26 protein-coding genes are annotated in these 24,805 nt (G+C 67.1%); 17 read left to right on the forward strand and 9 right to left on the reverse strand.

Annotated elements, in window-relative coordinates; translation table 11 throughout:
* Positions 1-26: 26 nt before the first annotated feature.
* The 5 genes from glmS (at position 27) to WT26_RS19435 (ending at position 3,337) form a co-directional block, all read left to right on the forward strand.
* Positions 27-1,844 (forward strand): glutamine--fructose-6-phosphate transaminase (isomerizing), encoded by a 1,818-nt coding sequence (gene glmS / locus WT26_RS19415; protein ID WP_059667117.1) that lies wholly within the window; start codon positions 27-29, stop codon positions 1,842-1,844.
* 91 nt (positions 1,845-1,935) lie between these two features.
* Positions 1,936-2,301, forward strand: coding sequence for a type II toxin-antitoxin system RelE/ParE family toxin (locus WT26_RS19420; RefSeq protein ID WP_069273572.1), 366 nt, complete (start codon positions 1,936-1,938; stop codon positions 2,299-2,301).
* The gene (locus WT26_RS19425; protein ID WP_069273573.1) at positions 2,294-2,614 is read left to right on the forward strand and encodes a helix-turn-helix domain-containing protein; all 321 of its coding nucleotides are present in this window, start codon (positions 2,294-2,296) and stop codon (positions 2,612-2,614) included. The genes WT26_RS19420 and WT26_RS19425 overlap by 8 nt, the downstream gene beginning before the upstream one ends.
* Before the next feature lie 37 nt (positions 2,615-2,651).
* Entirely contained in the window at positions 2,652-3,119 is a 468-nt protein-coding gene (locus WT26_RS19430; protein ID WP_069273574.1) for a hypothetical protein, read from the forward strand.
* Positions 3,119-3,337 (forward strand): hypothetical protein, encoded by a 219-nt coding sequence (locus WT26_RS19435; protein ID WP_021162109.1) that lies wholly within the window; start codon positions 3,119-3,121, stop codon positions 3,335-3,337. The genes WT26_RS19430 and WT26_RS19435 overlap by 1 nt, the downstream gene beginning before the upstream one ends.
* Before the next feature lie 74 nt (positions 3,338-3,411).
* Here the strand turns inward: WT26_RS19435 and WT26_RS19440 are convergent, their stop codons facing one another.
* Positions 3,412-4,248, reverse strand: coding sequence for an FTR1 family iron permease (locus WT26_RS19440; RefSeq protein WP_069273575.1), 837 nt, complete (start codon positions 4,246-4,248; stop codon positions 3,412-3,414).
* Positions 4,249-4,260: 12 nt separating this feature from the next.
* On the reverse strand, positions 4,261-4,593 hold the full coding sequence (locus tag WT26_RS19445) for a cupredoxin domain-containing protein (protein WP_059521142.1): 333 nt from the start codon (positions 4,591-4,593) through the stop codon (positions 4,261-4,263).
* 305 nt (positions 4,594-4,898) lie between these two features.
* Here WT26_RS19445 and WT26_RS19450 point away from each other — a divergent pair, with 305 nt between their 5' ends.
* On the forward strand, positions 4,899-5,099 hold the full coding sequence (locus WT26_RS19450) for a heavy-metal-associated domain-containing protein (protein WP_069273576.1): 201 nt from the start codon (positions 4,899-4,901) through the stop codon (positions 5,097-5,099).
* A 50-nt stretch (positions 5,100-5,149) separates the two neighbouring features.
* Here the strand turns inward: WT26_RS19450 and WT26_RS19455 are convergent, their stop codons facing one another.
* On the reverse strand, positions 5,150-6,640 hold the full coding sequence (locus tag WT26_RS19455; RefSeq protein WP_069273577.1) for an aldehyde dehydrogenase: 1,491 nt from the start codon (positions 6,638-6,640) through the stop codon (positions 5,150-5,152).
* Positions 6,641-6,749: 109 nt separating this feature from the next.
* Positions 6,750-7,301 (reverse strand): cupin domain-containing protein, encoded by a 552-nt coding sequence (locus WT26_RS19460; protein ID WP_042976781.1) that lies wholly within the window; start codon positions 7,299-7,301, stop codon positions 6,750-6,752.
* 414 nt (positions 7,302-7,715) lie between these two features.
* On the opposite strand from WT26_RS19460, the gene WT26_RS38465 reads away from it, so the two are divergent.
* The 11 genes from WT26_RS38465 (at position 7,716) to WT26_RS19515 (ending at position 20,597) form a co-directional block, all read left to right on the forward strand.
* Complete coding sequence (locus WT26_RS38465; protein ID WP_072437498.1) at positions 7,716-7,940, forward strand: hypothetical protein; 225 nt, start codon at positions 7,716-7,718, stop codon at positions 7,938-7,940.
* Positions 7,941-8,242: 302 nt separating this feature from the next.
* Complete coding sequence (locus WT26_RS19470; protein ID WP_069273579.1) at positions 8,243-9,028, forward strand: gamma-glutamyl-gamma-aminobutyrate hydrolase family protein; 786 nt, start codon at positions 8,243-8,245, stop codon at positions 9,026-9,028.
* 29 nt (positions 9,029-9,057) lie between these two features.
* Positions 9,058-10,395, forward strand: a complete 1,338-nt coding sequence (locus tag WT26_RS19475) for a glutamine synthetase family protein (protein ID WP_059521140.1) — start codon at positions 9,058-9,060, stop codon at positions 10,393-10,395.
* 37 nt (positions 10,396-10,432) lie between these two features.
* On the forward strand, positions 10,433-11,866 hold the full coding sequence (locus WT26_RS19480; RefSeq protein WP_069273580.1) for an aspartate aminotransferase family protein: 1,434 nt from the start codon (positions 10,433-10,435) through the stop codon (positions 11,864-11,866).
* A 61-nt stretch (positions 11,867-11,927) separates the two neighbouring features.
* A complete protein-coding gene (locus tag WT26_RS19485; RefSeq protein ID WP_069273581.1) occupies positions 11,928-13,043 on the forward strand; it encodes a polyamine ABC transporter substrate-binding protein in 1,116 nt (371 codons plus the stop codon).
* A gap of 138 nt (positions 13,044-13,181) precedes the next feature.
* Positions 13,182-14,336 carry an ABC transporter ATP-binding protein gene (locus WT26_RS19490; protein WP_069273810.1) on the forward strand — a complete coding sequence of 385 codons (1,155 nt, stop codon included), beginning with the start codon at positions 13,182-13,184 and terminating at the stop codon, positions 14,334-14,336.
* Positions 14,333-15,319 (forward strand): ABC transporter permease subunit, encoded by a 987-nt coding sequence (locus tag WT26_RS19495; protein WP_069273582.1) that lies wholly within the window; start codon positions 14,333-14,335, stop codon positions 15,317-15,319. The genes WT26_RS19490 and WT26_RS19495 overlap by 4 nt, the downstream gene beginning before the upstream one ends.
* Complete coding sequence (locus tag WT26_RS19500; protein WP_069273583.1) at positions 15,316-16,149, forward strand: ABC transporter permease subunit; 834 nt, start codon at positions 15,316-15,318, stop codon at positions 16,147-16,149. Before WT26_RS19495 ends, WT26_RS19500 begins: the two co-directional genes overlap by 4 nt.
* Positions 16,150-16,277: 128 nt before the next feature.
* Positions 16,278-17,867 carry a DUF3138 family protein gene (locus tag WT26_RS19505; RefSeq protein ID WP_069273584.1) on the forward strand — a complete coding sequence of 530 codons (1,590 nt, stop codon included), beginning with the start codon at positions 16,278-16,280 and terminating at the stop codon, positions 17,865-17,867.
* A 100-nt stretch (positions 17,868-17,967) separates the two neighbouring features.
* Positions 17,968-19,272, forward strand: coding sequence for an NAD(P)/FAD-dependent oxidoreductase (locus WT26_RS19510; RefSeq protein WP_069273811.1), 1,305 nt, complete (start codon positions 17,968-17,970; stop codon positions 19,270-19,272).
* Positions 19,273-19,295: 23 nt separating this feature from the next.
* Positions 19,296-20,597: an NAD(P)/FAD-dependent oxidoreductase gene (locus tag WT26_RS19515; protein WP_069273585.1), complete on the forward strand. Its 1,302-nt coding sequence runs from the start codon at positions 19,296-19,298 to the stop codon at positions 20,595-20,597.
* Positions 20,598-20,648: 51 nt separating this feature from the next.
* Here the strand turns inward: WT26_RS19515 and WT26_RS19520 are convergent, their stop codons facing one another.
* The 5 genes from WT26_RS19520 to WT26_RS19540 form a co-directional block, all read right to left on the reverse strand.
* Entirely contained in the window at positions 20,649-21,323 is a 675-nt protein-coding gene (locus tag WT26_RS19520) for a DUF799 domain-containing protein (protein WP_069273586.1), read from the reverse strand.
* 10 nt (positions 21,324-21,333) lie between these two features.
* A complete protein-coding gene (locus WT26_RS19525; protein WP_069273587.1) occupies positions 21,334-21,750 on the reverse strand; it encodes a DUF4810 domain-containing protein in 417 nt (138 codons plus the stop codon).
* Between the two features lie 48 nt (positions 21,751-21,798).
* Positions 21,799-22,476, reverse strand: a complete 678-nt coding sequence (locus WT26_RS19530) for a CsgG/HfaB family protein (RefSeq protein ID WP_069273588.1) — start codon at positions 22,474-22,476, stop codon at positions 21,799-21,801.
* 500 nt (positions 22,477-22,976) lie between these two features.
* Positions 22,977-24,332: a glutathione-disulfide reductase gene (gene gor / locus WT26_RS19535; protein ID WP_069273589.1), complete on the reverse strand. Its 1,356-nt coding sequence runs from the start codon at positions 24,330-24,332 to the stop codon at positions 22,977-22,979.
* Between the two features lie 234 nt (positions 24,333-24,566).
* On the reverse strand, positions 24,567-24,794 hold the full coding sequence (locus tag WT26_RS19540; RefSeq protein WP_069273812.1) for a hypothetical protein: 228 nt from the start codon (positions 24,792-24,794) through the stop codon (positions 24,567-24,569).
* Positions 24,795-24,805: the final 11 nt, after the last annotated feature.

A 24,805-nucleotide genomic window follows, 5' to 3' on the forward strand; every position in this document is an offset into this window, starting at 1 on the left:
CGACTTACAGGACTGACTCATTATTCATGTGCGGCATTGTCGGCGCAGTTGCGCAGCGTAATATCGTTCCGGTGCTGATCGAAGGATTGCGGCGCCTCGAATACCGTGGCTACGACTCGTGCGGCGTCGCCGTGCTCGAGCCGGGCGCACCGAAGCGCGCGCGCAGCGTCGCGCGCGTCGCCGACCTCGACGCGCAGGTGCGCGAGTCGCACCTCGAAGGCACGACGGGCATCGCACACACGCGCTGGGCCACGCACGGCGCGCCCGTCACGCACAACGCGCACCCGATCTTCTCGTCGAACGCGCTCGCGCTCGTCCACAACGGCATCATCGAGAACTTCGAGCCGCTGCGCGATGCGCTGCGCGCGAAGGGCTACGAATTCGTGTCGCAAACCGACACCGAAGTGATCGCCCACCTCGTGCACAGCCTGTATCGCGGCAACCTGTTCGACGCGGTGCGCGAAGCCGTGCAGCAGCTGCACGGCGCGTATGCGATCGCCGTGATCCACAAGGACCAGCCGCACACCGTCGTCGGCGCGCGCCAGGGCTCGCCGCTCGTGGTCGGCCACGGCGACGGCGAGAACTTCCTCGCATCCGACGCACTCGCGCTCGCGGGCAGCACCGACCGCTTCACGTTCCTCGAGGAAGGCGACATGTGCGAGCTGTCGCTCGACGGCGTGAAGATCGTCGATCGCCACGGCGCCACCGCGCAGCGCGAGATCCGCGTGGTCAGCGCATACGGCGGCGCGGTCGAACTGGGCCCGTACCGCCACTTCATGCAGAAGGAAATCTTCGAGCAGCCGCGCGCGATCAGCGATACCGTGCCGCAGACGGAAGCCTTCGACGCGACGCTGTTCGGCGCCGCCGCGCCCGCCGCGTTCGCGGAGATCGACAGCCTGCTGATCCTCGCCTGCGGCACGAGCTACTACTCGGGCCTCACCGCGAAGTACTGGCTCGAATCGATCGCGAAGATCCCGACCCAGGTCGAGATCGCGAGCGAATACCGCTACCGCGAATCGGTGCCGAACCCGCGCCAGCTCGTGCTGGTGATCTCGCAGTCCGGCGAGACGGCCGACACGCTCGCGGCGCTCAAGCACGCGCAGTCGCTCGGCCACACGCACACGCTCGCGGTGTGCAACGTCGCGACGAGCGCGATGGTGCGCCTCACCGAAATGCAGTTCCTGACGCACGCGGGCACCGAGATCGGCGTTGCGTCGACGAAGGCGTTCACGACGCAGCTCGTCGCGCTGTTCGTGCTGGCCGCGACGCTCGGCAAGCTGCGCGGTCACGTCGATGCCGCGCAGGAAGCCGAGTTCCTGAAGCAGTTGCGCCACCTGCCGGCCGCGCTGAACAGCGTGCTCGCGCTGGAGCCGCAGATCATCGCGTGGTCGGAGGAATTCGCGCGCAAGGAAAACGCGCTGTTCCTCGGCCGCGGGCTGCACTACCCGATCGCGCTCGAAGGCGCGCTGAAGCTGAAGGAAATCTCGTACATCCACGCCGAGGCCTATCCGGCCGGCGAACTGAAGCACGGGCCGCTCGCGCTCGTCACGGAAGCGATGCCGGTCGTCACGGTCGCGCCGAACGACACGCTGCTCGAGAAGCTGAAGTCGAACATGCAGGAAGTGCGGGCGCGCGGCGGCGAGCTGTACGTGTTCGCCGATGCCGACACGCAGATCGTCAACGACGACGGCCTGCACGTGATCCGGATGCCGGAACATTACGGGCAACTGTCGCCGATCCTGCACGTCGTGCCGCTGCAGCTGCTCGCGTATCACACCGCGTGCGCGCGCGGCACCGACGTCGACAAGCCGAGAAACCTCGCGAAATCGGTGACGGTGGAATAATTCCGGGCGTCGGCCGGAGTGGCCGTTCGGCCAGGTCGAAATATGTACCACATAGTGGCATATAATCCTGTGCCAACTCGACCGATCCGACATGCCCGTTTGCGTACGACGCGTCTTCGAGACGAAGTGGTTTCACAAGGCGGCGAAGGCTGCGAATATCACCGATGCCGAACTTTGCGACGCAGCGAGGCAGCTGACACGCGGTCAGGGCGTCGATCTGGGCGGCAACGTCTGGAAGAAGCGGCTGGACAAGAATCGTCAGCGCGGCATCGTGCTGAACAAGGTCGGCCGGTCGTGGATTTTCGTGTTTCTGTTTGCGAAGCGCGATCGGGACGACATCAACGAGCGCGAGTTGCGCGGCTTCAGAAAGCTCGCCGCGGACTTCGACGGCCGCACGGATGCCGAGATCGCGAAACTGCTCGAACTGAACGAGCTCGTGGAGATCTGCAATGGCTAAGAGTCGATTCAAGAGCGACGCGACGGAGGCGGTCCACAGCGCCGCGTCGGGGCTTTATCGCGCCAGTCTGATCGACAAGAAGACGATGCGGGAATACGACACGCTGTGCGTCGAGGCCGCCCCCCACTTCGCCCCGGAAGCGATCGCCCGCATCCGCAAGTCGGTCAACGTCAGCCAGAGCGTGTTCGCGCTCTACCTGAACACGACGACGTCGACGATCCGCCAATGGGAACAGGGCGACAAGCGGCCCAGCGGCATTGCCGCGCGCATGCTCCAGATCGTCGAGAAACACGGGCTCGAGGTGTTCTCCTGAGCGAATCCCGTCGATGAAAGAATCAAACGGAGAAACGATGGTGAGACTGATCGGATGCGGCTTGCTGGCGCTGGCGTGTACGACGCCCGGCGTGGCCGCCGAGCACTATGTCGAGGTCTGGAACCCGCCCGAGGCGCGCACGGCTGCGCCGCGTCCGCCGGCGGCGCACACGCCCGACGCGCACGCGGCCGCCCCCGCGAAGCATGCCGCCGCCCAGCCGAAGGCGGCCGCGAAGGCGCACAAGCGCCACGTCGCGCCCGCCACGCAGACGCTGAAGACGGGCGCGCATCGCATGCCGGCGCCCGGCACCGCGCCCGCCACACCCACAGCGCCCGCCGCGCGCCCGGTCGCCCAGCCCGCGCCGGGCCGGCTCACGGTGATGCAGCCGGACGCGCAGGATTCGCCGCATGGCCTCGCCTTCACCGACATCCCGCGGCAATACACACCGGACGGCAACGTGCTGCGCGTCGGCACGCACAACCGCTCCGCGGAGGTGACTCGATAATGGAAGCGCAAACCTACCACGGCTACCAGATCTGGGGCCACGCGATCCTGCAGCAGGACGAGATCCTGCAGCCTGAGCGCTTCGCGGCGAGCGGCACGATCACGCAGAACAACAAGCTGGTGGAGGCGTCCGGCGTGCTCGGCGTGTTCGACACCGAGGACGACGCGCGCGAAGCGGGGCTCGAATGGGCCCGCGCCTGGATCGACAGCCACCGCTGAGCGCAGCGCAGCCGGTAAACGAACGAAGGGGCGTCCATGACGCCCCTTCGTGCATTCGAACCCGGATCGATTGTTCAGGCAACCGGCCGCGGCGGCCGCACCGCCGCCTGCGGCCGGCCGACGAACCGCGCCAGCCCGACGATCGCGGCCAGCGTCGCGAGGTACGCGACGATCTGGATGCCCGCGGGGCGCGCGGTATAGCCGATCAGCGTATGCAGCGCCTTGCCGACGATGCTCGACTCCTTGAGCAGCCACGACGTATCCCAGACCGCATCGCCCCACGACGGCACGAGGCCTGCGGCGAGCAGGAAGCCGACGCACTGGCTTGCCATCCCCGCCGCGAGCAGCACGATCAGCCAGTTGGTGACGGAGAACAGGCGCTTCAGCGGAATCTGCAGCAGGCCCGCATACATCCCGTAGCCGAGCCCGGCGCCGCCGAGCACGCCGAGCAGCCCGCCGACGATCATCTGCGGCGTCTGCCCCGGATCGCCCGCCGCGATGCCATACAGGAACAGCACGGCCTCGGAGCCTTCGCGCAGCACCGCGACGCCGACCACGATCGCGAGCCCCGTCAGCGGCTTGCTGCCGGCCGCGACGGCGCGCCCGACCTCGGTCATCTGCATCGCCATCTCGCGACCGTGCCGGCTCATCCAGATGCTGTGCCATGCGAGCATCAGCGTCGCGACGAACATCACGCCCGCGTTGAAGACCTCCTGCCCCATGCCCGACGCCCATTGCGAAATCACGTCGGCGAATGCCGCGATCAGGCCGGCGCCGATCACGCCGCCCACCAGACCGCCGCCGACCCACCAGCCGCGCCGCGGCACGCCTTTCGTCGCGGCCATCACGATCGACACCACCAGCGCGGCCTCGAGCACTTCACGAAAAACGATCAGGGCAGTCGACAGCATGTCCGTATCCGCTTACTTGACGCTCAGGTGCGTCTTCGACTGCGCTTCGTGATACTCGTCGTGGAACTCGTAGGTCCCGGCCTTCAGCGGCCCGACCAGGATCTCCACCGACTTGCCGGCAGGCACGACCTTCTCCGCCTTGAAATCGTCGCTCTCGAATTCGGCGGGCGTCGCATCGAGGTTCTTCACGACGAACTTCACCTTCTTGCCGGCCGGGATCGTCACGCCGTCCGGCGAAAACTTGTGATCCTTCAGGGTCAGGTTGACGACATCGTCGGCCGCGAATGCGGACGTCGCCGATGCGCCCAGCAGCGCCAGCGCAAAGCCGAAAGCAAAACGGTTCATGATCAGGAGTGGAAAGAAATGCGGAAGGAGAATTGATATTAAGAGCGATTCGCATTTCCGCATTAATTACCCTTGATTGCAGAATGGGAATCGCGCGCCATGCCGGTTGGCAAACCTTTGTATTGAAATGACTTTTTCCATCTCCGCGTCCGACCCTGAGCGGTCAATCGGGCTAAATACCGACTGACGTTCCGATCGACGCCGTTATTTGTCTGATTACAGACTGACGAATGGCTGTCGCACGCTTGACCTTCCTACCGTGGCAAGCTTCATGCTGTGCGGGTTCGTCAACTCTGGAGAGAACCATGGAATTCGAAGTCCAGGACATGACCTGCGGCGGCTGCGCCAATGCAATCACACGCGCGGTGACGGCCGCCGATCCCGCCGCGAAACTCGACATCGACGTCGCGGCGAAGCGCGTGACCGTGCAGTCGACGCAGCCGGCCGAGCGCGTGCAGTCGATCATCGAAGCCGCCGGCTTCCACCCCGCGCTGCGCGCCGCGTAACGCGCACCGCCGGCTCCCGCGCAGCGGCGGAGCCGGCGGTGCGGGCGGCGTCACCGCAAGCGCACGAGCGTCGACTTCAGCTCGGTGTACTTCTCGAGCGCGTGCAGCGACTTGTCGCGGCCGTTGCCCGACTGCTTGTAGCCGCCGAACGGGAAGTTCATGTCGCCGCCCTCGTCGTAGCAGTTCACCCAGACGGTGCCCGCACGCAGCCGGCGCGACACGTCGTGCGCGGTCGTCAGGTTCGACGTCCACACGGCCGCGGCCAGCCCGTACTCGGTATCGTTCGCGATCCGCACGGCCTCGTCGACGTCGTCGAACACGATCACCGACAGCACGGGCCCGAAGATCTCCTCGCGCGCGATCCTCGCATCCGGCTTCACCTCGAACACCGTCGGCTCGACGTAGAAGCCGCCCGTCTCCTCGCTCACGCGCGCACCGCCCGTCACGAGGCGGCCCTCGCTGCGCCCGGCGTCGATGTAGCCGAGCACGCGCTCGAGCTGGATGCCGTCGACGATCGCGCCCATCGACACCGACGGATCGAGCGGATTGCCGGGCACGTACGCACGCGCGGCCGCGACGAGCTTCTCGATGAACGCATCCTTGATGTCGCGATGCACGAGCAGCCGCGAGCCGGCCGTGCACATCTCGCCCATGTTGTAGAAGATCGCGCCGGCGGCCGCCTGCGCCGCGCGGTCGAGATCGGGGCAGTCAGGCAGCACGATGTTCGGCGACTTGCCGCCGAGCTCGAGCCACACGCGCTTCAGGTTCGACTGCGCGGCGTACTGCATGATCAGCTTGCCCACTGCCGTCGAGCCCGTGAACGCGATGCAGTCGACGTCGCGATGCAGCGCGAGCAGCTTGCCGGGCTCGCCCGCCCCCGGCACGACGTTGAACACGCCCGCCGGAATGCCGGCCTCGTACGCGAGCTGCGCGACGCGGATCGCGGTGAGCGGCGATTTCTCCGACGGCTTCAGCACGACGCTGTTGCCGGCCGCGAGCGCGGGCCCGAATTTCCATGCGGCCATCAGGATCGGGAAATTCCACGGCACGACGGCGGCGACGACGCCGACCGGCTCGCGCGTGACGAGCCCGACCAGATGATGATCGGCCGGCGCGACTTCGCCGCCGACCTTGTCGATCGCTTCCGCGAACCATTCGACGCAATACGCGGCGCCCGGCACGTCGACCGTCGTCGTGTCGCCGATCGGCTTGCCCGCGTCGAGCGTCTCGAGCAGCGCGAGCTCGTCGAGGTGCTCGCGCATCAGCGCGGCCCAGCGCAGCAGCACCGCCTTGCGCGCACGCGGGTTCAGCCCGGCCCACACGCCCGCGTCGAACGCGCGGCGCGCCGCCGCGACGGCCGCGTTCACGTCGGCTTCGCCGCAATCGGCGACCTTCGCGAGCAAGCGGCCGTCGATCGGGCTCACGCAGTCGAACGTCTTGCCGCCGTGCGCGTCGCGCGACGCGCCGTCGATGAATGCGCGCCCTTCGATCTCGAGCGACGCCGCCTTGTCCTGCCAGTCAGCCAAAGTCAACTTGTTCATCAGGATGCCTCAATGGTTGTGGCATTCGCCGCGTACGAGCGGCGGTGCGCGTCGCGCAGCCGGAGGTGAATACGGCGAATGCGGCGGTGAAGCGCGGCCGGAAGGCGGGTCAGAAGGTCGCCGGCGAATTGGCCGAGACGACCTCGCAGATCAGGTCCGCGCTGGGATTGCGAAAACGGTGCGGCAAACGGCTTTCGAAGTAGTAGCCATCTCCGGGGTCGAGCAGCCACGTCGCGCCGTCGACGGTCAGCTCGAGCCGGCCCGACACGACGACACCGCCCTCGTGGCCCGCGTGCACGAGCATCTCGGGCCCCGTATCGGCATGCGGCTGGTAGATCTCGCGCAGGATGCACATGTTGCGGTCCTTCACGCTCGCACCGACCAGATGAAACGCGAGCGTGTCGTTGCCGAGGTTCGGCATCTCGTCGCGACGCGACACGACCGAACGCGATTCGACGAGCTCGAACGTGAAGAACTCCGCGAGACTCATCGGGATGCATTCGAGCAGCTTCTTCAGCGAGCCGACCGACGGGCTCACGCGGCCCTGTTCGATCAGCGAGATCGTGCCGTTGGTCACGCCGGCCCGCTTCGCGAGTTCGCGCTGCGACAGGCCATGCTTGTTGCGCACGAAACGCAGGCGCTCGGCGACTTCGGTGGACATCGATTCGGTTTCGGACACGATAGGTGCGAGGAAAGAAGGACGCGACGCGCGGAACGGCCGTTGAATATTCTAATCACTTTATGCCGCACATCAGCGGGGAAAACCCTGAAAGGCGTTCGAAATAATGAACACTTACCCGCCATTCCATTTACGCATATTTTATTCGCAGTGCTTCGGGTAAGCCCTGACCCGGGACCATAAAAAAAACATTTGACGCCGTTTTTGGCTCGTATATGCTGGCTCTCAGGTTAGCGTCATTGAACCGTCACGCGCATCAAAACGCGTTATTGCAACGCAAAAATGCGATGCGCGCCGATGCTCATGACGCCCGGCCGGCGCCTCGATTATTTAAACGCCCCGCGCGTTCTGGCAATCAGGTGTTCAATACTTTCAACAACCCAGTCGAGTGTAATCGTGAGAGTCCGTGGCCCTCTGGTGAGGTGGGATCGAAGCGTGGCGCGAAGTTCGCGCAGCGCGGCGTCCCCTTCCGATGGCAGTTGCGGCTGGCATAGTCCTCGCCTGCAGCATCTGTCGATCTACACCATCCTGTCCCGTCGTTCCGTTCGGCGCCACAACGCCGTTTCCGCACGCGCATTCGTCGCCGTCGATACCGACGAAGTGGCGTCGCTGCTGCCGTAGCGCCTCTCTCCCTTTCACGTCGTCCGTTTCGCCCGCATCCCGTCCGCCGCGTCGCTTGACCGGTGACGGATGGCGCTCGCGCATGCGTTGCCGCACGCATTGCCGCGCACCGCGCCGCACAACGAAACGAACGACGGCCTGATCGTCGCGCGCAGCACCCGCCTCACGCTGCGCTCCTTCGTCAGCGGCCATGCGCCCCGCGCACGGCTGCGGGGCCGTGCCGCGCCTGCGATTTGCGCAAGCCATGCTTGCCGCGCCGATCGCCGCGCGTCACGGCCTGCTTAGGTAACCTGATCGACGCCATGGAAAGGAAACCACTCGTCGGCATCACCGCCGACCACACGCAGATCGGCGCACACGCGTCGCATACGGTCGGCGACAAATACGTCGCCGCGATCGTCGACGGCGCGCAAGCGTTCGCGATGGTGCTGCCCGCGCTCGGCGCGCGCCAGTCGACCGACGACGTACTCGACGCGGTCGACGGCCTGCTGTTCACCGGCAGCTACTCGAACGTCGAGCCGCACCTGTACGGCGGCGAACCGAGCGCACCCGGCACGAAGCACGACCCGGCCCGCGACGCGACCACGCTGCCGCTGCTGCGCGCGGCGATCGCCGCGGGCGTGCCGGTCCTGGCCGTCTGCCGCGGCTTCCAGGAGCTGAACGTCGTCTGCGGCGGCACGCTGCACCAGCGCGTGCATGACGTGCCGGGCCTCGCCGACCACCGCGAGGACGACGACGCGCCGATGGACACGCAATACGGCCCCGCGCACGTCGTGCGCCTGACGCCCGGCGGCACGCTGCACGCGCTCGCAGGCGGGCGCGACGAAGTGCACGTGAACTCGCTGCACAAGCAGGGCATCGCGCAGCTCGGCTCCGGCCTCGCCGTCGAAGCCGTCGCGCCGGACGGCCTGATCGAAGCCGTGAGCGTCGTCGATGCACCGGCTTTCGCCCTCGCCGTGCAGTGGCACCCGGAATGGCGGCATGCGCAGGACCCGCTGTCGAGCGCGATCTTCCGCGCCTTCGGCGATGCCTGCCGCGCCCGGCGCGCCGCCCGCACGCGCGCCATGGCCGCCGCCGCGCTCGCCTGAGCGCGCCGCCCCAACCCACGAGAACAGACATGCAAGACATCGAAGATTTCCTGAAGCAGCACCGGATCACCGAGATCGAAGCGATCATCCCCGACATGGCCGGCATCGCGCGCGGCAAGATCACGCCGCGCAACAAGTTCACGTCCGGCGAGTCGATGCGCCTGCCGCAAGCCGTGATGGTGCAGACCGTCACCGGCGAATATCCGGAAGACGGTTCGCTGACCGGCGTGACCGACCCCGACATGGTGTGCGTGCCCGACACGTCGACGATCCGCCTGATCCCGTGGGCCGTCGATCCGACCGCGCAGGTGATCCACGACTGCGTGCACTTCGACGGCTCGCCGGTCGAGATCTCGCCTCGCTACGTGCTGCGCCGCGTGCTCGACCTGTACAAGGCGAAAGGCTGGAAGCCCGTCGTCGCGCCGGAACTCGAGTTCTACCTGGTCGACATGAACAAGGACCCCGACCTGCCGCTGCGTCCGCCGGTCGGCCGCACGGGCCGCCCGGAAACGGGCCGCCAGTCGTATTCGATCGAGGCCGTCAACGAGTTCGACCCGCTGTTCGAGGACATCTACGAGTACTGCGAATCGCAGAACCTCGACATCGACACGCTGATCCACGAAGTCGGCGCCGCGCAGATGGAGATCAACTTCATGCACGGCGACGCATTGTCGCTGGCCGACCAGGTGTTCCTGTTCAAGCGCACGGTGCGCGAGGCCGCGCTGCGCCACAACATGTACGCGACGTTCATGGCCAAGCCGATGGAGGACGAACCGGGTTCGGCGATGCACGTGCACCAGAGCATCGTCGACGAGGAAACGGGCCAGAACCTGTTCACGTCGCAGGAAACCGGCGGCGCGACGTCGATGTTCTACAACTACCTCGCCGGGCTGCAGAAGTACACGCCGGCGCTGATGCCGATCTTCGCGCCGTACATCAACTCGTACCGCCGCCTGTCGCGCTTCATGGCCGCGCCGATCAACGTGCAGTGGGGCTACGACAACCGCACGGTCGGCTTCCGCATCCCGCACTCGGGCCCGTCGGCGCGCCGCATCGAGAACCGCATCCCGGGCGTCGACTGCAACCCGTACCTCGCGCTCGCCGCGACGCTCGCGGCCGGCTATCTCGGCATGACGCAGCGCCTGGAGCCGACCGAACCGCTCGTCAGCGACGGCTACGAACTGCCGTACCAGCTGCCGCGCAACCTCGAGGAAGGGCTGACGCTGATGGCCGCGTGCGAGCCGCTCGGCGAGATCCTCGGCCACAAGTTCCTGAAGGCGTATTTCGCGCTGAAGGAAACCGAATACGAAGCGTTCTTCCGCGTGATCAGCTCGTGGGAACGCCGCCATCTGTTGCTGCACGTCTGAGCGTGCACACGACCGAATACGGAAACACGGAGGAAACATGACGTACCGCAACGAATCTGCCTGGATCCAGCCCGCCGCGCCGGCCGCCGCACCGCGCACGACGCAGGCGCGCTCGACCGCCGAATACCGCGCGCTCGACGCCGCGCACCACATTCACCCGTTCTCGGACATGGGTGCGCTGAACCGCGCGGGCAGCCGCGTGATCGTGAAGGCCGACGGCGTCTACCTGTGGGACTCGGACGGCAACAAGGTCATCGACGGGATGGCCGGCCTCTGGTGCGTGAACGTCGGCTACGGCCGCAAGGAACTCGCCGACGCCGCGTATCGCCAGATCCAGGAACTGCCGTTCTACAACACCTTCTTCAAGACCACGCACCCGCCGGTGATCGAACTCTCCGCGATGCTCGCGGAAGTCACGCCGGCCGGCTTCAACCACTTCTTCTATTGCAACAGCGGCTCGGAAGGCAACGACACCGTGCTGCGCCTCGTGCACCAGTACTGGCGCGTGCAGGGCCAGCCGCAGAAGAAGTTCGTGATCTCGCGCAAGAACGGCTACCACGGCTCGACGATCGCCGGCGGCACGCTCGGCGGGATGGGCTACATGCACGAGCAGATGCCGTCGAAGGTCGAGCACATCGTGCACATCGACCAGCCGTATTTCTTCGGCGAGGCGCAGCCGGGCGAGACGCCGGAAGCGTTCGGCCTCGCGCGCGCGCAGCAGCTCGAGGCGAAGATCCTCGAACTCGGCGCGGAGAACGTCGCGGCGTTCATCGGCGAGCCGTTCCAGGGCGCGGGCGGCGTGATCTTCCCGCCGTCGACGTACTGGCCGGAAATCCAGCGGATCTGCCGCAAGTACGACATCCTGCTGGTGGCCGACGAAGTGATCGGCGGGTTCGGGCGCACCGGCGAATGGTTCGCGCACCAGCACTTCGGCTTCGAGCCGGACCTGATCACGATGGCCAAGGGCCTGACGTCGGGCTACGTGCCGATGGGCGCGGTCGGCATTCACGAGCGCGTGGCGCGGCCGATCATCGACAACGGCGAATTCAATCACGGCCTCACGTACTCGGGCCACCCGGTGGCGGCGGCCGTCGCGGTCGCGAACCTGAAGCTGCTGCGCGACGAGGGCATCGTCGAGCGCGTGAAGCACGACACGGGCCCGTACTTCCAGGCGCTGATGCGCGAGACCTTCGCGCGTCACCCGATCGTCGGCGAGGTGCACGGCCACGGCCTCGTCGCGAGCCTGCAGCTCGCCGAGGCGCCGGCCGAACGCCGCCGCTTCGCGAACGGCGGCGACGTCGGCACGATCTGCCGCGACTTCTGCTTCAACGGCAACCTGATCATGCGCGCGACCGGCGACCGGATGCTGCTGTCGCCGCCGCTCGTGATCTCGCGTCAGGAAATCGATGAACTCGTATCGAAGGCGAAAAAAGCAGTCGATGCAACCGCCCAGCAACTGGGTATTTCGTAACGGTTTTGCCTACGGGCCGCGGCGTGCGCGCCGCGGCTCACCTTACCAGGGGAATTCCACCATGCGTGCCTGCTTTCTTCGCCAAGCCTGTTCCGTTGCCGCCCTTGCCGCCGCGGCCGCGTTCACGTCGGTCGCCAGCCCGTCGGCGCGTGCCGACGAGCTGAACGTCTACAACTGGTCCGACTACATCGCACCGGACACGATCCCGAACTTCCAGAAGCAGACCGGCATCCACGTCAAGTACGACAACTACGACAGCGACGACACGCTGCAGGCGAAGCTGCTTGCCGGCAGTTCGGGCTACGACATCGTCGTGCCGACGTCGAACTACATGGCCAAGCAGATCCAGGCCGGCGTCTACCAGAAGCTCGACAAGTCGAAGCTGCCGAACCTCGCGAACCTCGATCCGCTGCTGATGAAGATGATCTCGGACGCCGATCCGGGCAACCAGTACGGCGTGCCCTGGGCCTACGGCACGGACGGCATCGGCTACAACGTGCAGGCGGTGAAGAAGGCGCTCGGCGACAAGGCGCCGGTCGACAGCTGGGCGCTGGTGTTCGACCCGGCCAACATGGCGAAGCTCAAGAGCTGCGGCGTGTCGTTCCTCGACCAGGCCGTCGACGTGTTCGCCGCGACGCTGCAGTACATGGGCAAGGACCCGAACAGCACGAACCCCGCCGACTACCAGGCGGCGTTCGAGGTCCTGAAGAAAGTCCGCCCGTACATCACCCAGTTCAACTCGTCCGGCTACATCAACGACCTCGCGAACAACGACGTGTGCGTCGTGCTCGGCTGGTCGGGCGACGTCGGCATCGCGCACCGCCGCGCGGCCGAAGCGAAGCGCTCGTACGACATCAGGTTCGCGAACCCGAAGGAAGGCGGCCTGCTGTGGTTCGACGTGATGGTGATCCCGAAGGATGCGCCGCACCCGGAGGCCGCGCTGAAGTGGATCAACTACGTCTCCGATCCGAAGGTCAACGCGGCGATCACCAACACGGTGTTCTACCCGACCGCGAACAAGGCCGCGCACCAGTTCGTCACGCCGGCCGTCGCGCAGGACCCGACCGTCTACCCGCCCGAAGACGTGCTGAAGAAGATGGTGCTGATGAAGCCGATGCCGGCCGACATCCTGCGCCTCGAGAACCGTCTGTGGGCCCAGTTGAAGACGGGCCACTGATCGCCCTGCGCGCCGCGTACTGACCGTCCGCCCGCGCGCCCCGCTCCACCGGCGCGAGCCGTTGTCCGTGAGTCGCATGGCGCGCCTCGCGCGGGGACGCTCACGCCTGCAATCCGTGAAGAACGAATGGTGAATCCCATGCAATCGATACCCTCTTCCGCCGCTGCACGACAGACCCAACCGGCCCCCGCGGCCCGTACGCAAAACGACGCGTTCGTGCGCATCGAAAACGTCGTGAAGAAATTCGGCGACAGCACGGCCGTCGACAACGTGAGCCTGACGATCGCGAAGAACGAGCTGTTCGCGCTGCTCGGCAGCTCCGGCTGCGGCAAGTCGACGCTGCTGCGCATGCTCGCCGGGCTCGAGACGGCCACCTCCGGCAAGATCTTCGTCGACGGCGAGGACCTCGCGTCGCTGCCGCCGTACCGCCGCCCGGTCAACATGATGTTCCAGTCGTACGCGCTGTTCCCGCACATGACGGTCGAATCGAACGTCGCGTTCGGCCTGAAGCAGGAAGGCACGCCGAAGAACGAGATCAGGGAGCGCGTGGCCGACGCGCTCGCGCTCGTGCAGATGAGCAAGTACGCGAAGCGCAAGCCGCATCAGCTCTCCGGCGGCCAGCAGCAGCGCGTCGCGCTGGCCCGCTCGCTCGTCAAGCGCCCGAAGCTGCTGCTGCTCGACGAGCCGATGTCCGCGCTCGACAAGAAGATCCGCCAGAAGACCCAGCTCGAACTCGTGAACATCATCGAGAAGGTCGACGTGACCTGCGTGATGGTCACGCACGACCAGGAAGAGGCGATGACGATGGCGAGCCGCCTCGCGGTGATGAGCGAGGGCAAGATCGTGCAGATCGGCGCGCCGGGCGAGGTCTACGAGTTTCCGAACAGCCGTTTCTCCGCCGAATTCATCGGCTCGACGAACCTGTTCGAGGGCCGCGTGGTCGAGGACGAACCCGACCACATCTTCGTCGAAAGCGACGACCTCGAGGCGCGCATGTACGTGAGCCACGGCATCACGGGCCCGCTCGGCATGCCGGTCGGCATCTCGGTGCGCCCGGAGCGCATCCACGTGTCGCGCGAGAAGCCGGGCTCGAAACACAACTGGGCGCGCGGCGTCGTGACCGACATCGCGTACATGGGCAGCTACTCGCTGTACCACGTGCGCCTGCCGAGCGGCAAGACGGTGGTGTCGAACCTGTCGAGCTCGCACCTGATGAACGACAACGCGCCGGCGTGGAACGACGACGTGTTCGTGTCGTGGTCGCCGGCCAGCGGCGTCGTGCTGACGCAATGAGAACTTCCGCCCCCTCCTCCTCCGCGCCGGTGTCGTCCGGCGCCGTGGCCGCGGCAGCGGCCCCCGCGCGCAAGCGCCGCTTCGCCGTGCTGTCGCGCTTCCTGCCGTCGGGCCGCAGCGTCGCGATCGGCGTGCCGTTCGTGTGGCTCGCGATCTTCTTCGCGCTGCCGTTCGTGCTGGTGCTGAAGATCAGCTTCGCCGACCAGGTGATGGGCATCCCGCCGTACACGTCGCTCGTCGAGATCAAGGACGGCGTCGTGCACTTCGCGCTGCAGCTGTCGCACTACGCGTTCCTGCTGCAGGACGACCTGTACATCGCGACCTACCTCAGCTCGCTGAAGATGGCCGCCGTGTCGACGGTGCTGTGCCTGCTGATCGGCTATCCGATGGCGTACTACATCGCACGCTCGGAACCGAACCGCCGCAACGTGCTGATGATGGCCGTGATGCTGCCGTTCTGGACGTCGTTCCTGATCCGCGTGTACGCATGGATCGGAATCCTGAAGGACGACGGCCTGCTGAACCACGCGCTGATCGCGCTGGGCATCATCCACACGCCGCTGCGGCTCTATCACAGCGACGCGGGCGTCTACATCGGGATGGTCTATTCGTACCTGCCGTTCATGGTGATGCCGCTGTACGCGCACCTCGTGAAGATGGACCTGACGCTGCTCGAGGCCGCGTACGACCTGGGCGCGAAGCCGTGGGTCGCGTTCACGCGCATCACGCTGCCGCTGTCGAAGAACGGGATCATCGCCGGCAGCCTGCTGGTGTTCATTCCGGCGGTGGGCGAGTACGTGATTCCCGAGCTGCTCGGCGGCGCGGACACGCTGATGATCGGCCGCGTGATGTGGGACGAGTTCTTCAACAACATGGACTGGCCGATGGCGTCCGCGGTGACGGTCGCGATGGTGATGCTGCTGCTGGTGCCGATGGCGCTGTTCCAGTACTACCAGGTCAAGGAACTGGAGGACGCGAAATGATCAAGCCGAGCAAACCGCTGTCGACGGGCGTCCTCGCCTTCGGCTTCCTGTTCCTGTACATCCCGATCATCAGCCTGGTGGTGTACTCGTTCAACGAGTCGAAGCTGGTGACGGTGTGGTCGGGCTTCTCGCTGAAGTGGTACAGCGCGCTGCTGGAGGACGACGAGCTGCTGACCGCCGCGTGGCTGTCGCTGAAGATCGGCCTCCTGACGGCCACCGCGTCGGTCGTGATCGGCACGTGGGCGGGTTTCGTGCTTGCGCGCTTCGGCCGCTTCAAGGGCTTCACGCTGTACACGGGGATGATCAACGCGCCGCTGGTGATACCGGAGGTGATCCAGGGGATCTCGCTGCTGTTGCTGTTCGTTGCGCTGGAGCAGATGTTCGGCTGGCCGAAGGGGCGCGGGATGGTGACGATCTGGATCGGCCACGTGATGCTGTGCGTGTCGTACGTGGCGATCATCGTGCAGTCGCGCGTGAAGGAGATGAACAAGTCGCTGGAGGAGGCGGCGCTCGACCTGGGCGCGACGCCGCTGAAGGTGTTCTTCGTGGTGACGCTGCCGCTGATCTCGCAGGCGCTGCTGTCGGGGTGGCTGCTGTCGTTCACGCTGTCGATCGACGACCTGGTGCTGTCGGCGTTCCTGTCGGGGCCGGGGTCGACGACGCTGCCGCTGGTGGTGTTCTCGCGGGTGCGGCTGGGGCTGAACCCGGAGATGAACGCGCTGGCGACGCTGTTCATCACGGCCGTGACGATCGGCGTGATCGTCGTGAACCGGATGATGATCGCGCGCGAGCGGCGCCGCGTGGCCGACCTGCGGCTCGCGTTTTCCTGACCGCCCCGCTCACCGCTCATCCATCAAAACAATGACGCGGCCCCGTGCGTTCCGACTGATGCGCCGCACGGGCGCCGCGCTGCGCTCATCGCACTTTTGCCGACATACGACCGCTAGGAGAATCCGCAATGAAGAAGAAACTGATCTGCCTGCTGGTGGCCGGCGCGTTGCCGGGCATCGCGCTGGCCGACTCGACATCCGCCGAGATCAAGGCGCTGCAGGCGCAGGTCGCGGCACTGCAGAAACAGATGAAGGCGATGCAGGCGCAGCTCGCCGCGCAGCCGGGCGGCGGCGCGAGCGCGATCGCACAAGGCGGCGCGCCGGCCGGCGGCAGGCCGGTTGCGGTGGCCAAAGTGGCCGTCGATCCGGGCTCGCCGGACTACGGCAAGGCGCAGGCGACGCTGACCAACGACGAAGTCGGCGAAATGAAGCAGCAGATCGCGAACCAGCAGCTGAAGGTCGATTCGCTGACGGACGCGGCCAACACCGGCCCGCTGGCCGGCCTGTCGGTCACCGGCTACATCGACCCGACCTACATCTACAACCGCGCGGCCGGCACGTCGTCGTTCCTGTTCGCGAACCACGAGAACGCGTACAACTACTTCAACAGCACGTTCGGCGACCTCTACCTCGACATCAAGAAGACCTTCGGCGTCGGCCCGATGGCGCCGTCGGCGGAAATCACGCTGATGCCGAACCGCGGCAACGGCATCACGCTGCTGCAGAACTCGCGCGGCTCGATCACCGACAACCTGCTGAACACGGCGGTCATCAACGTGCCGATCACCGCCGAGACGACGCTCGTCGCCGGCTTGATCCCGAGCTTCGGCGGCTACGAGGTGCAGCAGTCGAACCAGATGCTCACGCTCACGCACAACCTGCTGTACGACTTCTCGGATCCGGGCAGCTACGTCGGTATCGGCGCGAACTACACGAAGGGCAACTGGGCGTGGAAGTTCTTCGTCGGCAACGAGCAGTACCGCACGTACGGCTCGGTCACGCAGACCGGCACCAACGCGCTCGGCGACCCGATCACGACCAGCAACAAGGTGCCGACCTTCACCGCGCGCGCGGACTACACGTGGTCGAGCGCGCTCGACATCGGCGGGTCGTTCAACATCGGGCGGCAGACGCTCGCAAGCGCGCTCGACTCGAACGGCGTGGTCCACTACGGCCCCGGCGGCAATGCGCCGAGCGCGTACGGCTCGTTCTTCTTCGGCGAACTCGACGCGACCTACACGCTCGCCGATGTGCAGTACAACGCCGAAGTCGACTACGGCCGTCAGCAGCATGCGGCGTTCAACGGCGGGCTCGCGCAGTGGTACGGCCTGTCGCTGCTCGCGCACCGCAAGTTCAACGCGCCGGTGGTCGGCCGCATGGGCGTGACGCTGCGCTACGACCTGCTCGCGAACTGGAAGAACGGCGGCGGCGGTGGCGGCATCGCGCTGAACGGCAACGGGATGGATCCGAACAACGGCTTCGGCGTCGACGCGGACTGCCTCGCGCTGTCGAAGGCCGGCGGCGGCCTCGGCTTCGAGTGCAAGGGCGCGGTACGCCAGGACGTCGCGCTCGACCTGCTGTTCTATCCGACCCAGCAGATCACCGTGAAGGTCGAATACCGGCACGACTGGGCGAACAACAAGGTGTTCCTGCGCCACGACGGGTCGTACGGCAAGTCCAACGACCTGCTCGCCACGCAGTTCATCTATTCGTTCTGATGCCCGCCGCGCGGGGCGCCGCGCAGCGCGCGCGGCGTCCCGCGCGATGCATCGGGCAGGATTCCGGCGCCTCGCGCTCCGCATGGAGGAAATCGGTTTCATGAGCCAGTCTTTCACCCGCCGCGCCGATGCGCTCGCGCGCGACTCGTACTACGAAGCGAGCGCAGCGCGCCCCGATGGCGACGACCCGGTGCTCGAAGGCACGATCGACGTCGACGTCTGCGTGATCGGCGCCGGTTTCGCCGGCCTGTCGACGGCGCTCGACTGCCGCGCGCGCGGGCTGTCGGTCGCGGTGATCGACGCGCACCGGCCCGGCTGGGGCGCGTCGGGCCGCAACGGCGGGCAGGCGATCACCGGCTTCGCGAAGGACGAGGAAATCGAGCGGCAGCTCGGCGCCGACGGCGCGCGCGCCGCGTGGTCGCTGTCGCTCGACGGCGTCGCGCTGATCGCCGAGCGGATCGCGCGTTACGGGATCGACTGCGACTTCACGCGCGGCTACCTGACGGTCGCGACGAAGCCGCGCCGCATCGACGACCTGCGCGCATGGATGGATGCCGCGACGTCGCGCTGGGGCCATCCGTCGCTGTCGTGGCTCGACACCGGCGCGATCCGCGCGCGCATCGCGTCGACACGCTATCTCGCGGGGGTCTACGATCCGCTGTCGGGCCACCTGCATCCGCTCAAGTATTGCCTCGGCCTCGCCGATGCCGCGCGCCGCGAAGGCGTCGCGCTGTACGCGCACACGCCCGCGCTCGACGTCGTGCGCGGGGCGCGGCCCGTCGTGCGCACGCCGTCGGGCGACGTGCGCTGCGGTTTCGTCGTGTCGTGCTGCAACGCGGGCCCCGGCGGCATCCTGCCGGCTGCGACGGCCGCCCGCATCGCGCCGGTCGCGTCGTACATCATCGCGACCGAGCCGCTCGGCCAGGCGCGCGCCGACGCGCTGATCGCGCAGCGCGAAGCCGTGTGCGACAACAACTTCTTCCTCGACTATTTCCGGCTGTCGGCCGACCACCGGATGCTGTTCGGCGGTCGCGCGAATTCGGCCGGCGCATCACCCGCCTCGCTCGCCGAAACGATCCGGCGGCGCATGGCCGGCGTGTTCCCGCAGCTCGGCGACGTACGCGTCGACCACGCGTGGGGCGGCTTCGTCGACGTCACGCGCAACCGCGCGCCGGATTTCGGCGCGCTCGATCCGAACTTCTTCTACGTCCAGGGCTTCAGCGGGCACGGCGTCGCGCTCACCGGCATCGCCGGACGCGCGATCGCCGGCGCGATCGCGGGCGACACGCGCGCGTTCGACCTGTTCGCGCGCCTGCGCCACCGGCGTTTCCCCGGCGGCGACGCGTGGCGGCAACCCGCGCTCGAGCTCGGGATGCTGTACCACCGCGTCCGCGAGCTGTTCTAAGCCATTCATCCGTTCTCCTGACCATGCAGAATTTCGCGAACCAACCGCATGCCGCGTCGTACTACGCGGCCACCGTCAACGATGCGACGCATCATCCGCCGCTCGCCGGCACGACCGATGCCGACGTGTGCGTGATCGGCGCGGGCCTCACGGGCCTGTCCGCCGCGCTCAACCTCGCCGAGCGCGGCCATTCGGTGACCGTGCTCGAAGCGTCGCGGGTCGGATGGGCGGCGAGCGGCCGCAACGGCGGCCAGCTGATCGGCGGGTTCGCGTGCGATATCGATACGTTTGCGCAGTTCATGCCGGAAGGCGACGTGAAGCGCATCTGGGACATGGGGCTCGAAACGCTGTCGCTCGTGAAATCGCGCATCGCGCAGCACGACATCGACTGCGCGCTGGTGCCCGGCTACCTGACCGCCGCGAACACCGCGCGCGACGCCGACGCACTGAAACGCTGGCGCGACGAAGCCGCGAAGCGCTTCGGCTACGACCGCTTCCACTTCGTCGAAGCCGACGAACTCGGCGACTACGTGCAGTCGGCCCGCTACTGCGGCGGCCTGTACGACCCGGACAGCGGCCACCTGCATCCGCTGAACTACACGCTCGGCCTCGCGCGCGCAGCCACCGGCGCGGGCGTGCGCATCCACGAGGACAGCTGCGTGACGCGCGTGCGCGACGTCGCGGGCGGCCATGTCGTCGAGACGAGCGGCGGCAACGTGCGCGCGCGCTTCGTCGTGCTCGCGTGCAACACCTTCGTCGGCACGCTCGCGCCCGCGCTGTCGAAGAAGATCATGCCGGTCGGCACCTACGTGATCGCGACCGAGCCGCTCGGCGAAGCACGCGCCGCCGCGCTGATGCCCGCGCGCGCGGCGATCTGCGACAGCCGCTTCGTGCTCGACTATTTCCGGCCGGCGCCCGACACGCGGCTCGTGTGGGGCGGCAAGGTCAGCTATTCGACGCGGGAGCCGCGCGATCTCGCCGCGGCGATGCGCGCGGACATGCTGAAGACGTTCCCGCAGCTCGCGGACGTGAAGGTCGACTACGCGTGGGGCGGCTTCGTCGACATCACGATGAACCGCGCGCCGCACTTCGGCCGCATCGCGCCGACGACGTATTTCGCGCAGGGGTTCTCGGGGCACGGCGTGAACACGACCGCGCTCGCGGGCAAGCTGATCGCCGAGGCGATCGACGGACAGGCGAGCCGCTTCGACCTGTTCGACAAGATCCGCCATCGCGACTTCCCCGGCGGCGAGGCATTGCGCACGCCGGCGCTCGTGCTCGCGATGAGCTGGTACCGGCTGCTCGACGCGTTCGGCGTGCATTGAAACGCCACGGCGCGCATGGCGCGCGCCGTGGCTTTCGCGTAGGGCAGCCTGTCAGTCGGTGCCGTACTTGCGCGAACGCGGGCCGTACAGCAGGCCGGTCGGCGGGCCGGCCGACAACAGGCGATTGCTGGTCAGCCCGGCCACATCGTGCGCTTCGTCGGTCAGCGAATGCGCGACCTGCTTGACGGCCGCCTGCACCAGCATCCCGACGATCCCGAACCCGCCGACGTTCACGTTGTTGCCGAGTTCCTTGCCGCTCGCGCTGCCTTTCCCCTGCCACAGCACGTCGCCGCTCTTCAGGTCGACGAGCTTCGCCGACGCCGCGACCACCGTCGTGCTGTCCACCACCTGGTAGACGGAGCCGTATTGCGTGATCTTCGAATAGAGCGCGGCATCCGCGCCGAAGATCTCGCGCAGCTTTGCCGGCGACGTGTTCTGGATCTCGGCCGCGTTCGCGAGGCCGTTCTGCTTGAAGGTCTCGTCCATCACCGCGACCGGCACCACGTAGTAGCCCGACTCGGCGAGCGGCTGCGTCATCTGCGACAGCACCCCGTAGGTCGCGCCGACATCGGTGGTCTCGTTGACCGGCGGCAGCACGAGGATCGAGCGCGGCTGGCTCTTCTTGAAGGCCGTGTAGTCGGGACGCTTGACGGGTTGCGCGCATGCGCTCAGCAGCGCGACGAGCGACAGCACGGACAGCAGCTTGAATGAAAGTGTCTTGATCATGGCAGGTGCGTCACTGTTTGGCGGTGTTCTGATCGGCCGGCTTCTGCTCGGCCGTTTTCTGCTCGGCCGGCTTCTTCGCCGCCGGCTTGTGCTTCATCAGGAAGTCCATGAACGGCGACGATTCCGGAAACAGCTGCTTCTCCGCCTGCAGTTCCTGTTCGGCCTGCTGTTCGCTGCCGACGCTCGCGTAGAGCATCCCGAGATGCGCATGGAAGCCGGGCGGCGGCTTGTTACCCTTCGCGCGAATCTCCTGCAGCGCCTTCTCGAGCGCGTCGATCTGCTGTTGCGGCGAGCTTTGCCCCTTGAAGTATTCGTACACCTGCGGCTGATAGCCGTTCCACTGATAGAGCGGCGGCGTGGTCGGTGCCGCGCAGCCCGCGAGCAGCATGGCGGCTGCCGTCGCCGGCAGCCAGATTCCCCGTTTCATGGTCGTTTCTCTTCTGGTTGATGTGGTGAATCGGTGAAGCCGTGATGCTTACTTCGCCGGCTTCAGCGTGCCGGCGTCGACCTGGTCGACGAGATGGTTCACGGCCTCCTGGATCGCGAGATCCAGCACCTTGCCGTTGAGCGTCGAGTCATAACCGGCGGTGCCGCCGAAGCCGATCACCTCGCGGTTCGACAGGCTGAACTCGCCCGCGCCCTGGCTCGATGCGACGACTTCCGACGTCGTCGTGTCGACGATGTTCAGGTTGACCTTCGCGTATGCGACCTGCGTCTTGCCGCGGCCGAGGATGCCGAACAGCTGGTGATCGCCGACGTCCTTGCGGCCGAACTCGGTCACGTCGCCGGTCACGACGTAGTTCGCGCCCTTCACGGCCTGCGCCTTCTTCATGAAGCCGGCTTCCTGCTTGATCTCGTCGAGATTCTCGCGATCGAGCACGTTGAAGCGGCGGCTCTGCTGCAGGCGCGTGACGAGGATCGTCTTCGCCTGCCCGCCGAGGCGGTCGATGCCGTCCGAGAATATGCCGCGCATGTAGCTCGAGCGGTTGTCGAACTTGCCGACCGCGATCGCGACGGGCTTGCCCGCATACGGTTTCTGCGCGCTGCTCACGGCCGGCACGTCGAGCGTGCGCGACGATTCGGTCGCGCAGCCGGACAGCGCCGCAACGAGCGCCGCCGCCACGAGGACGGTGCGTCGACTCTGAATGTTCACTGTTGGTCTCCTTGTGTGGAAAGATGGCCCGGAACGGGCACGCCGGCTCGCGAACGAGCCGGACTTCAACGCGGCGGCGACGCACACGCGCGCACGCGCGCGCCGATGCGTCGCTCGACGCGACGGGCGTCACGCAACGCGGCAGGCGTCGCCTTGGGCGCTATGCGGGAAATGAATGCGGATGCGCGCGTGACGGACGCGTCACGGCGAATGGCGGGCAGGCGGCGCAATCGTCACGATTCGCGCGCGGCGTGGTTACCCCGTTGTTCTGAATGCTGCGCTGTTGATCGCGCATGATCGGCCCCGTATTTGGTTTTTTGGCGGATGGTACCAAACGCGTTGTCGAATACGCTCCATCGTGAATCGAAAGCCGTCGTTCGGAACCTTGCTGTTCGTTATATCGGCAGTCGGGTCGCATTCTGTAGGGGCCGTGCGGTCGCGGCGCGCACGGATCGAGCACCGGCGCGCATCCGACTGCACGCGCCGGCACGCATCATCGGTCAGTCCGCCGCCTTCTGCCGCATCGTCACGAACTCCTCGGCCGCGGTCGGGTGAATGCCGATCGTGTCGTCGAACTGCGCCTTCGTCGCGCCCGCGCGGATCGCGATCGCAATGCCCTGGATGATCTCGCCCGCATCGCGGCCGACCATGTGCGCGCCGACCACGCGCTGGCTGTCGCGCGCGACCACGAGCTTCATCAGCGTGCGCTCGTCGCGGCCCGACAGCGTGTGGCGCAGTGCCTTGAACGACGTGCGGTAGATGTCGAGCGCGCCGTGCACGTCCCGCGCGCGCGCCTCGGTGAGACCGACCGTCGCGACCTCGGGCTGGCTGAACACAGCCGACGGCACCCATTCGTGATCGGTCGCGACACGCGCCCCGCCGAACAGCGTGCGGGCAAGCAACGCGCCGTCGCGCGTCGCCACCGGCGTGAGCTGCGGCCGCGACGTGACGTCGCCGATCGCATGGATCGACGGCACCGACGTCGCCGAATACGCATCGACGGCAATCGCGCCACGTGCGTCGAGCATCACGCCCGCCTGCTCGAGCCCGAGCCCTTCGACGTTCGGCACGCGGCCGGTCGCGTAGAGCACCGCGTCGTACGGCCCGTGGTGCGCGCCGCCGACGCACACCGCGAGCGTGCCGTCGTCCGCGCGCTCGATCGCGTCCACCTGCGCGCCGGTGTGGATCGTGACGCCCTGCTTCGTCATCTCGTCGGTGAGGAACCGGCGCACGTCATCGTCGAAGCCGCGCAGGATCTTCTCGCCGCGATAGAACAGGTCGACGTGGCTGCCGAAACCGTTGAAGATGCCCGCGAACTCGACCGCGATATAACCGCCGCCGACCACCGCGATACGCGCGGGCCGCGCGGCGAGCGACAACGCCTCGCGCGACGTGATCGCGTGCTCGATGCCGGGCCGCGCCGGCATCGACGGGCGCGAGCCGGTCGCGATCGCGATGTGGCGCGCGCGAATCGTGCGTTCGCCGATCGCGACCGTGTGCGCATCGACGAGCGTCGCGCGCCCCGCGTGCATCTCGACACCCGATTGCCGCAGCAGGTTGACGTAGATGTCGCTGAGCCGGTTGATCTCGCGATCCTTCGCGGCGATCAGCGCAGGCCAGTCGAGCGTGCCGGCGCCGAAGGTCCAGCCGAAGCCCTTCGCGTCCTCGACTTCGTGCGGGTAATGCGATGCGTAGACGAGCAGCTTCTTCGGGATGCAGCCGCGCAGCACGCAGGTGCCGCCGATCTGCTCTTCTTCCGCTATGCCGACGCGGGCACCGTACGACGCGGACATGCGCGCAAGCCGCACGCCGCCCGAGCCGGCCCCGATGACGAACAGGTCGTAGTCGAAATCCATCGCATTGCCTCATCGCAGTTCGGATGAAGGCACGATAGCAAGATTCCGGTTTTCCTGCGGCGCGCGGCGCCCGCGTATAAAAAAACGGCGAGAGACGTTGCCTCTCGCCGGTCAAACCGGCTGCCGGGTGTGCCATGCGTCACCGATCGACCGCATGCCCGACCTGCCGGCTGCGCGACGCCGGCTCGCCCGTCCGCGCGGCTTGCGCCGGCGCGGCCGAGCCGGCCGCCATGCTCATGCCTGCGACGTGTCGCTGCCGTCCGTCGCCTGCGTGTCGTCCGCTGCCTGCTGCGGCTGCTCTTCCTTCTTCTCGAGCAGGCCTTCGATCGCTTCCGCGCCCTTGAAGCCGGCGACGGCGGCGGCCGCCTTGGTCAGCAGGCCCGCATCCGGATCCAGCTTTTCCGCGCCTTCGACGGCTGCGACGGCGCCAGCGATTTCACCCACGGTGTTCAGGATACCCATCGTCATCCCCT

Source organism: Burkholderia cepacia (assembly GCF_001718835.1).
GTDB classification, from domain to species: Bacteria; Pseudomonadota; Gammaproteobacteria; order Burkholderiales; family Burkholderiaceae; genus Burkholderia; species Burkholderia cepacia_F.

What these genes read in the sequence shown, in the direction of transcription:
- glmS (WP_059667117.1), top strand. Translation starts at nt 27, where the DNA reads ATGTGCGGCATTGTCGGCGCAGTTGCGCAGCGTAATATCGTTCCGGTG.
- WT26_RS19420 (WP_069273572.1), top strand. Translation starts at nt 1,936, where the DNA reads ATGCCCGTTTGCGTACGACGCGTCTTCGAGACGAAGTGGTTTCACAAG.
- WT26_RS19425 (WP_069273573.1), top strand. Translation starts at nt 2,294, where the DNA reads ATGGCTAAGAGTCGATTCAAGAGCGACGCGACGGAGGCGGTCCACAGC.
- WT26_RS19430 (WP_069273574.1), top strand. Translation starts at nt 2,652, where the DNA reads ATGGTGAGACTGATCGGATGCGGCTTGCTGGCGCTGGCGTGTACGACG.
- WT26_RS19435 (WP_021162109.1), top strand. Translation starts at nt 3,119, where the DNA reads ATGGAAGCGCAAACCTACCACGGCTACCAGATCTGGGGCCACGCGATC.
- WT26_RS19440 (WP_069273575.1), bottom strand. Translation starts at nt 4,248, where the DNA reads ATGCTGTCGACTGCCCTGATCGTTTTTCGTGAAGTGCTCGAGGCCGCG.
- WT26_RS19445 (WP_059521142.1), bottom strand. Translation starts at nt 4,593, where the DNA reads ATGAACCGTTTTGCTTTCGGCTTTGCGCTGGCGCTGCTGGGCGCATCG.
- WT26_RS19450 (WP_069273576.1), top strand. Translation starts at nt 4,899, where the DNA reads ATGGAATTCGAAGTCCAGGACATGACCTGCGGCGGCTGCGCCAATGCA.
- WT26_RS19455 (WP_069273577.1), bottom strand. Translation starts at nt 6,640, where the DNA reads ATGAACAAGTTGACTTTGGCTGACTGGCAGGACAAGGCGGCGTCGCTC.
- WT26_RS19460 (WP_042976781.1), bottom strand. Translation starts at nt 7,301, where the DNA reads ATGTCCACCGAAGTCGCCGAGCGCCTGCGTTTCGTGCGCAACAAGCAT.
- WT26_RS19470 (WP_069273579.1), top strand. Translation starts at nt 8,243, where the DNA reads ATGGAAAGGAAACCACTCGTCGGCATCACCGCCGACCACACGCAGATC.
- WT26_RS19475 (WP_059521140.1), top strand. Translation starts at nt 9,058, where the DNA reads ATGCAAGACATCGAAGATTTCCTGAAGCAGCACCGGATCACCGAGATC.
- WT26_RS19480 (WP_069273580.1), top strand. Translation starts at nt 10,433, where the DNA reads ATGACGTACCGCAACGAATCTGCCTGGATCCAGCCCGCCGCGCCGGCC.
- WT26_RS19485 (WP_069273581.1), top strand. Translation starts at nt 11,928, where the DNA reads ATGCGTGCCTGCTTTCTTCGCCAAGCCTGTTCCGTTGCCGCCCTTGCC.
- WT26_RS19490 (WP_069273810.1), top strand. Translation starts at nt 13,182, where the DNA reads ATGCAATCGATACCCTCTTCCGCCGCTGCACGACAGACCCAACCGGCC.
- WT26_RS19495 (WP_069273582.1), top strand. Translation starts at nt 14,333, where the DNA reads ATGAGAACTTCCGCCCCCTCCTCCTCCGCGCCGGTGTCGTCCGGCGCC.
- WT26_RS19500 (WP_069273583.1), top strand. Translation starts at nt 15,316, where the DNA reads ATGATCAAGCCGAGCAAACCGCTGTCGACGGGCGTCCTCGCCTTCGGC.
- WT26_RS19505 (WP_069273584.1), top strand. Translation starts at nt 16,278, where the DNA reads ATGAAGAAGAAACTGATCTGCCTGCTGGTGGCCGGCGCGTTGCCGGGC.
- WT26_RS19510 (WP_069273811.1), top strand. Translation starts at nt 17,968, where the DNA reads ATGAGCCAGTCTTTCACCCGCCGCGCCGATGCGCTCGCGCGCGACTCG.
- WT26_RS19515 (WP_069273585.1), top strand. Translation starts at nt 19,296, where the DNA reads ATGCAGAATTTCGCGAACCAACCGCATGCCGCGTCGTACTACGCGGCC.
- WT26_RS19520 (WP_069273586.1), bottom strand. Translation starts at nt 21,323, where the DNA reads ATGATCAAGACACTTTCATTCAAGCTGCTGTCCGTGCTGTCGCTCGTC.
- WT26_RS19525 (WP_069273587.1), bottom strand. Translation starts at nt 21,750, where the DNA reads ATGAAACGGGGAATCTGGCTGCCGGCGACGGCAGCCGCCATGCTGCTC.
- gor (WP_069273589.1), bottom strand. Translation starts at nt 24,332, where the DNA reads ATGGATTTCGACTACGACCTGTTCGTCATCGGGGCCGGCTCGGGCGGC.
- WT26_RS19540 (WP_069273812.1), bottom strand. Translation starts at nt 24,794, where the DNA reads ATGGGTATCCTGAACACCGTGGGTGAAATCGCTGGCGCCGTCGCAGCC.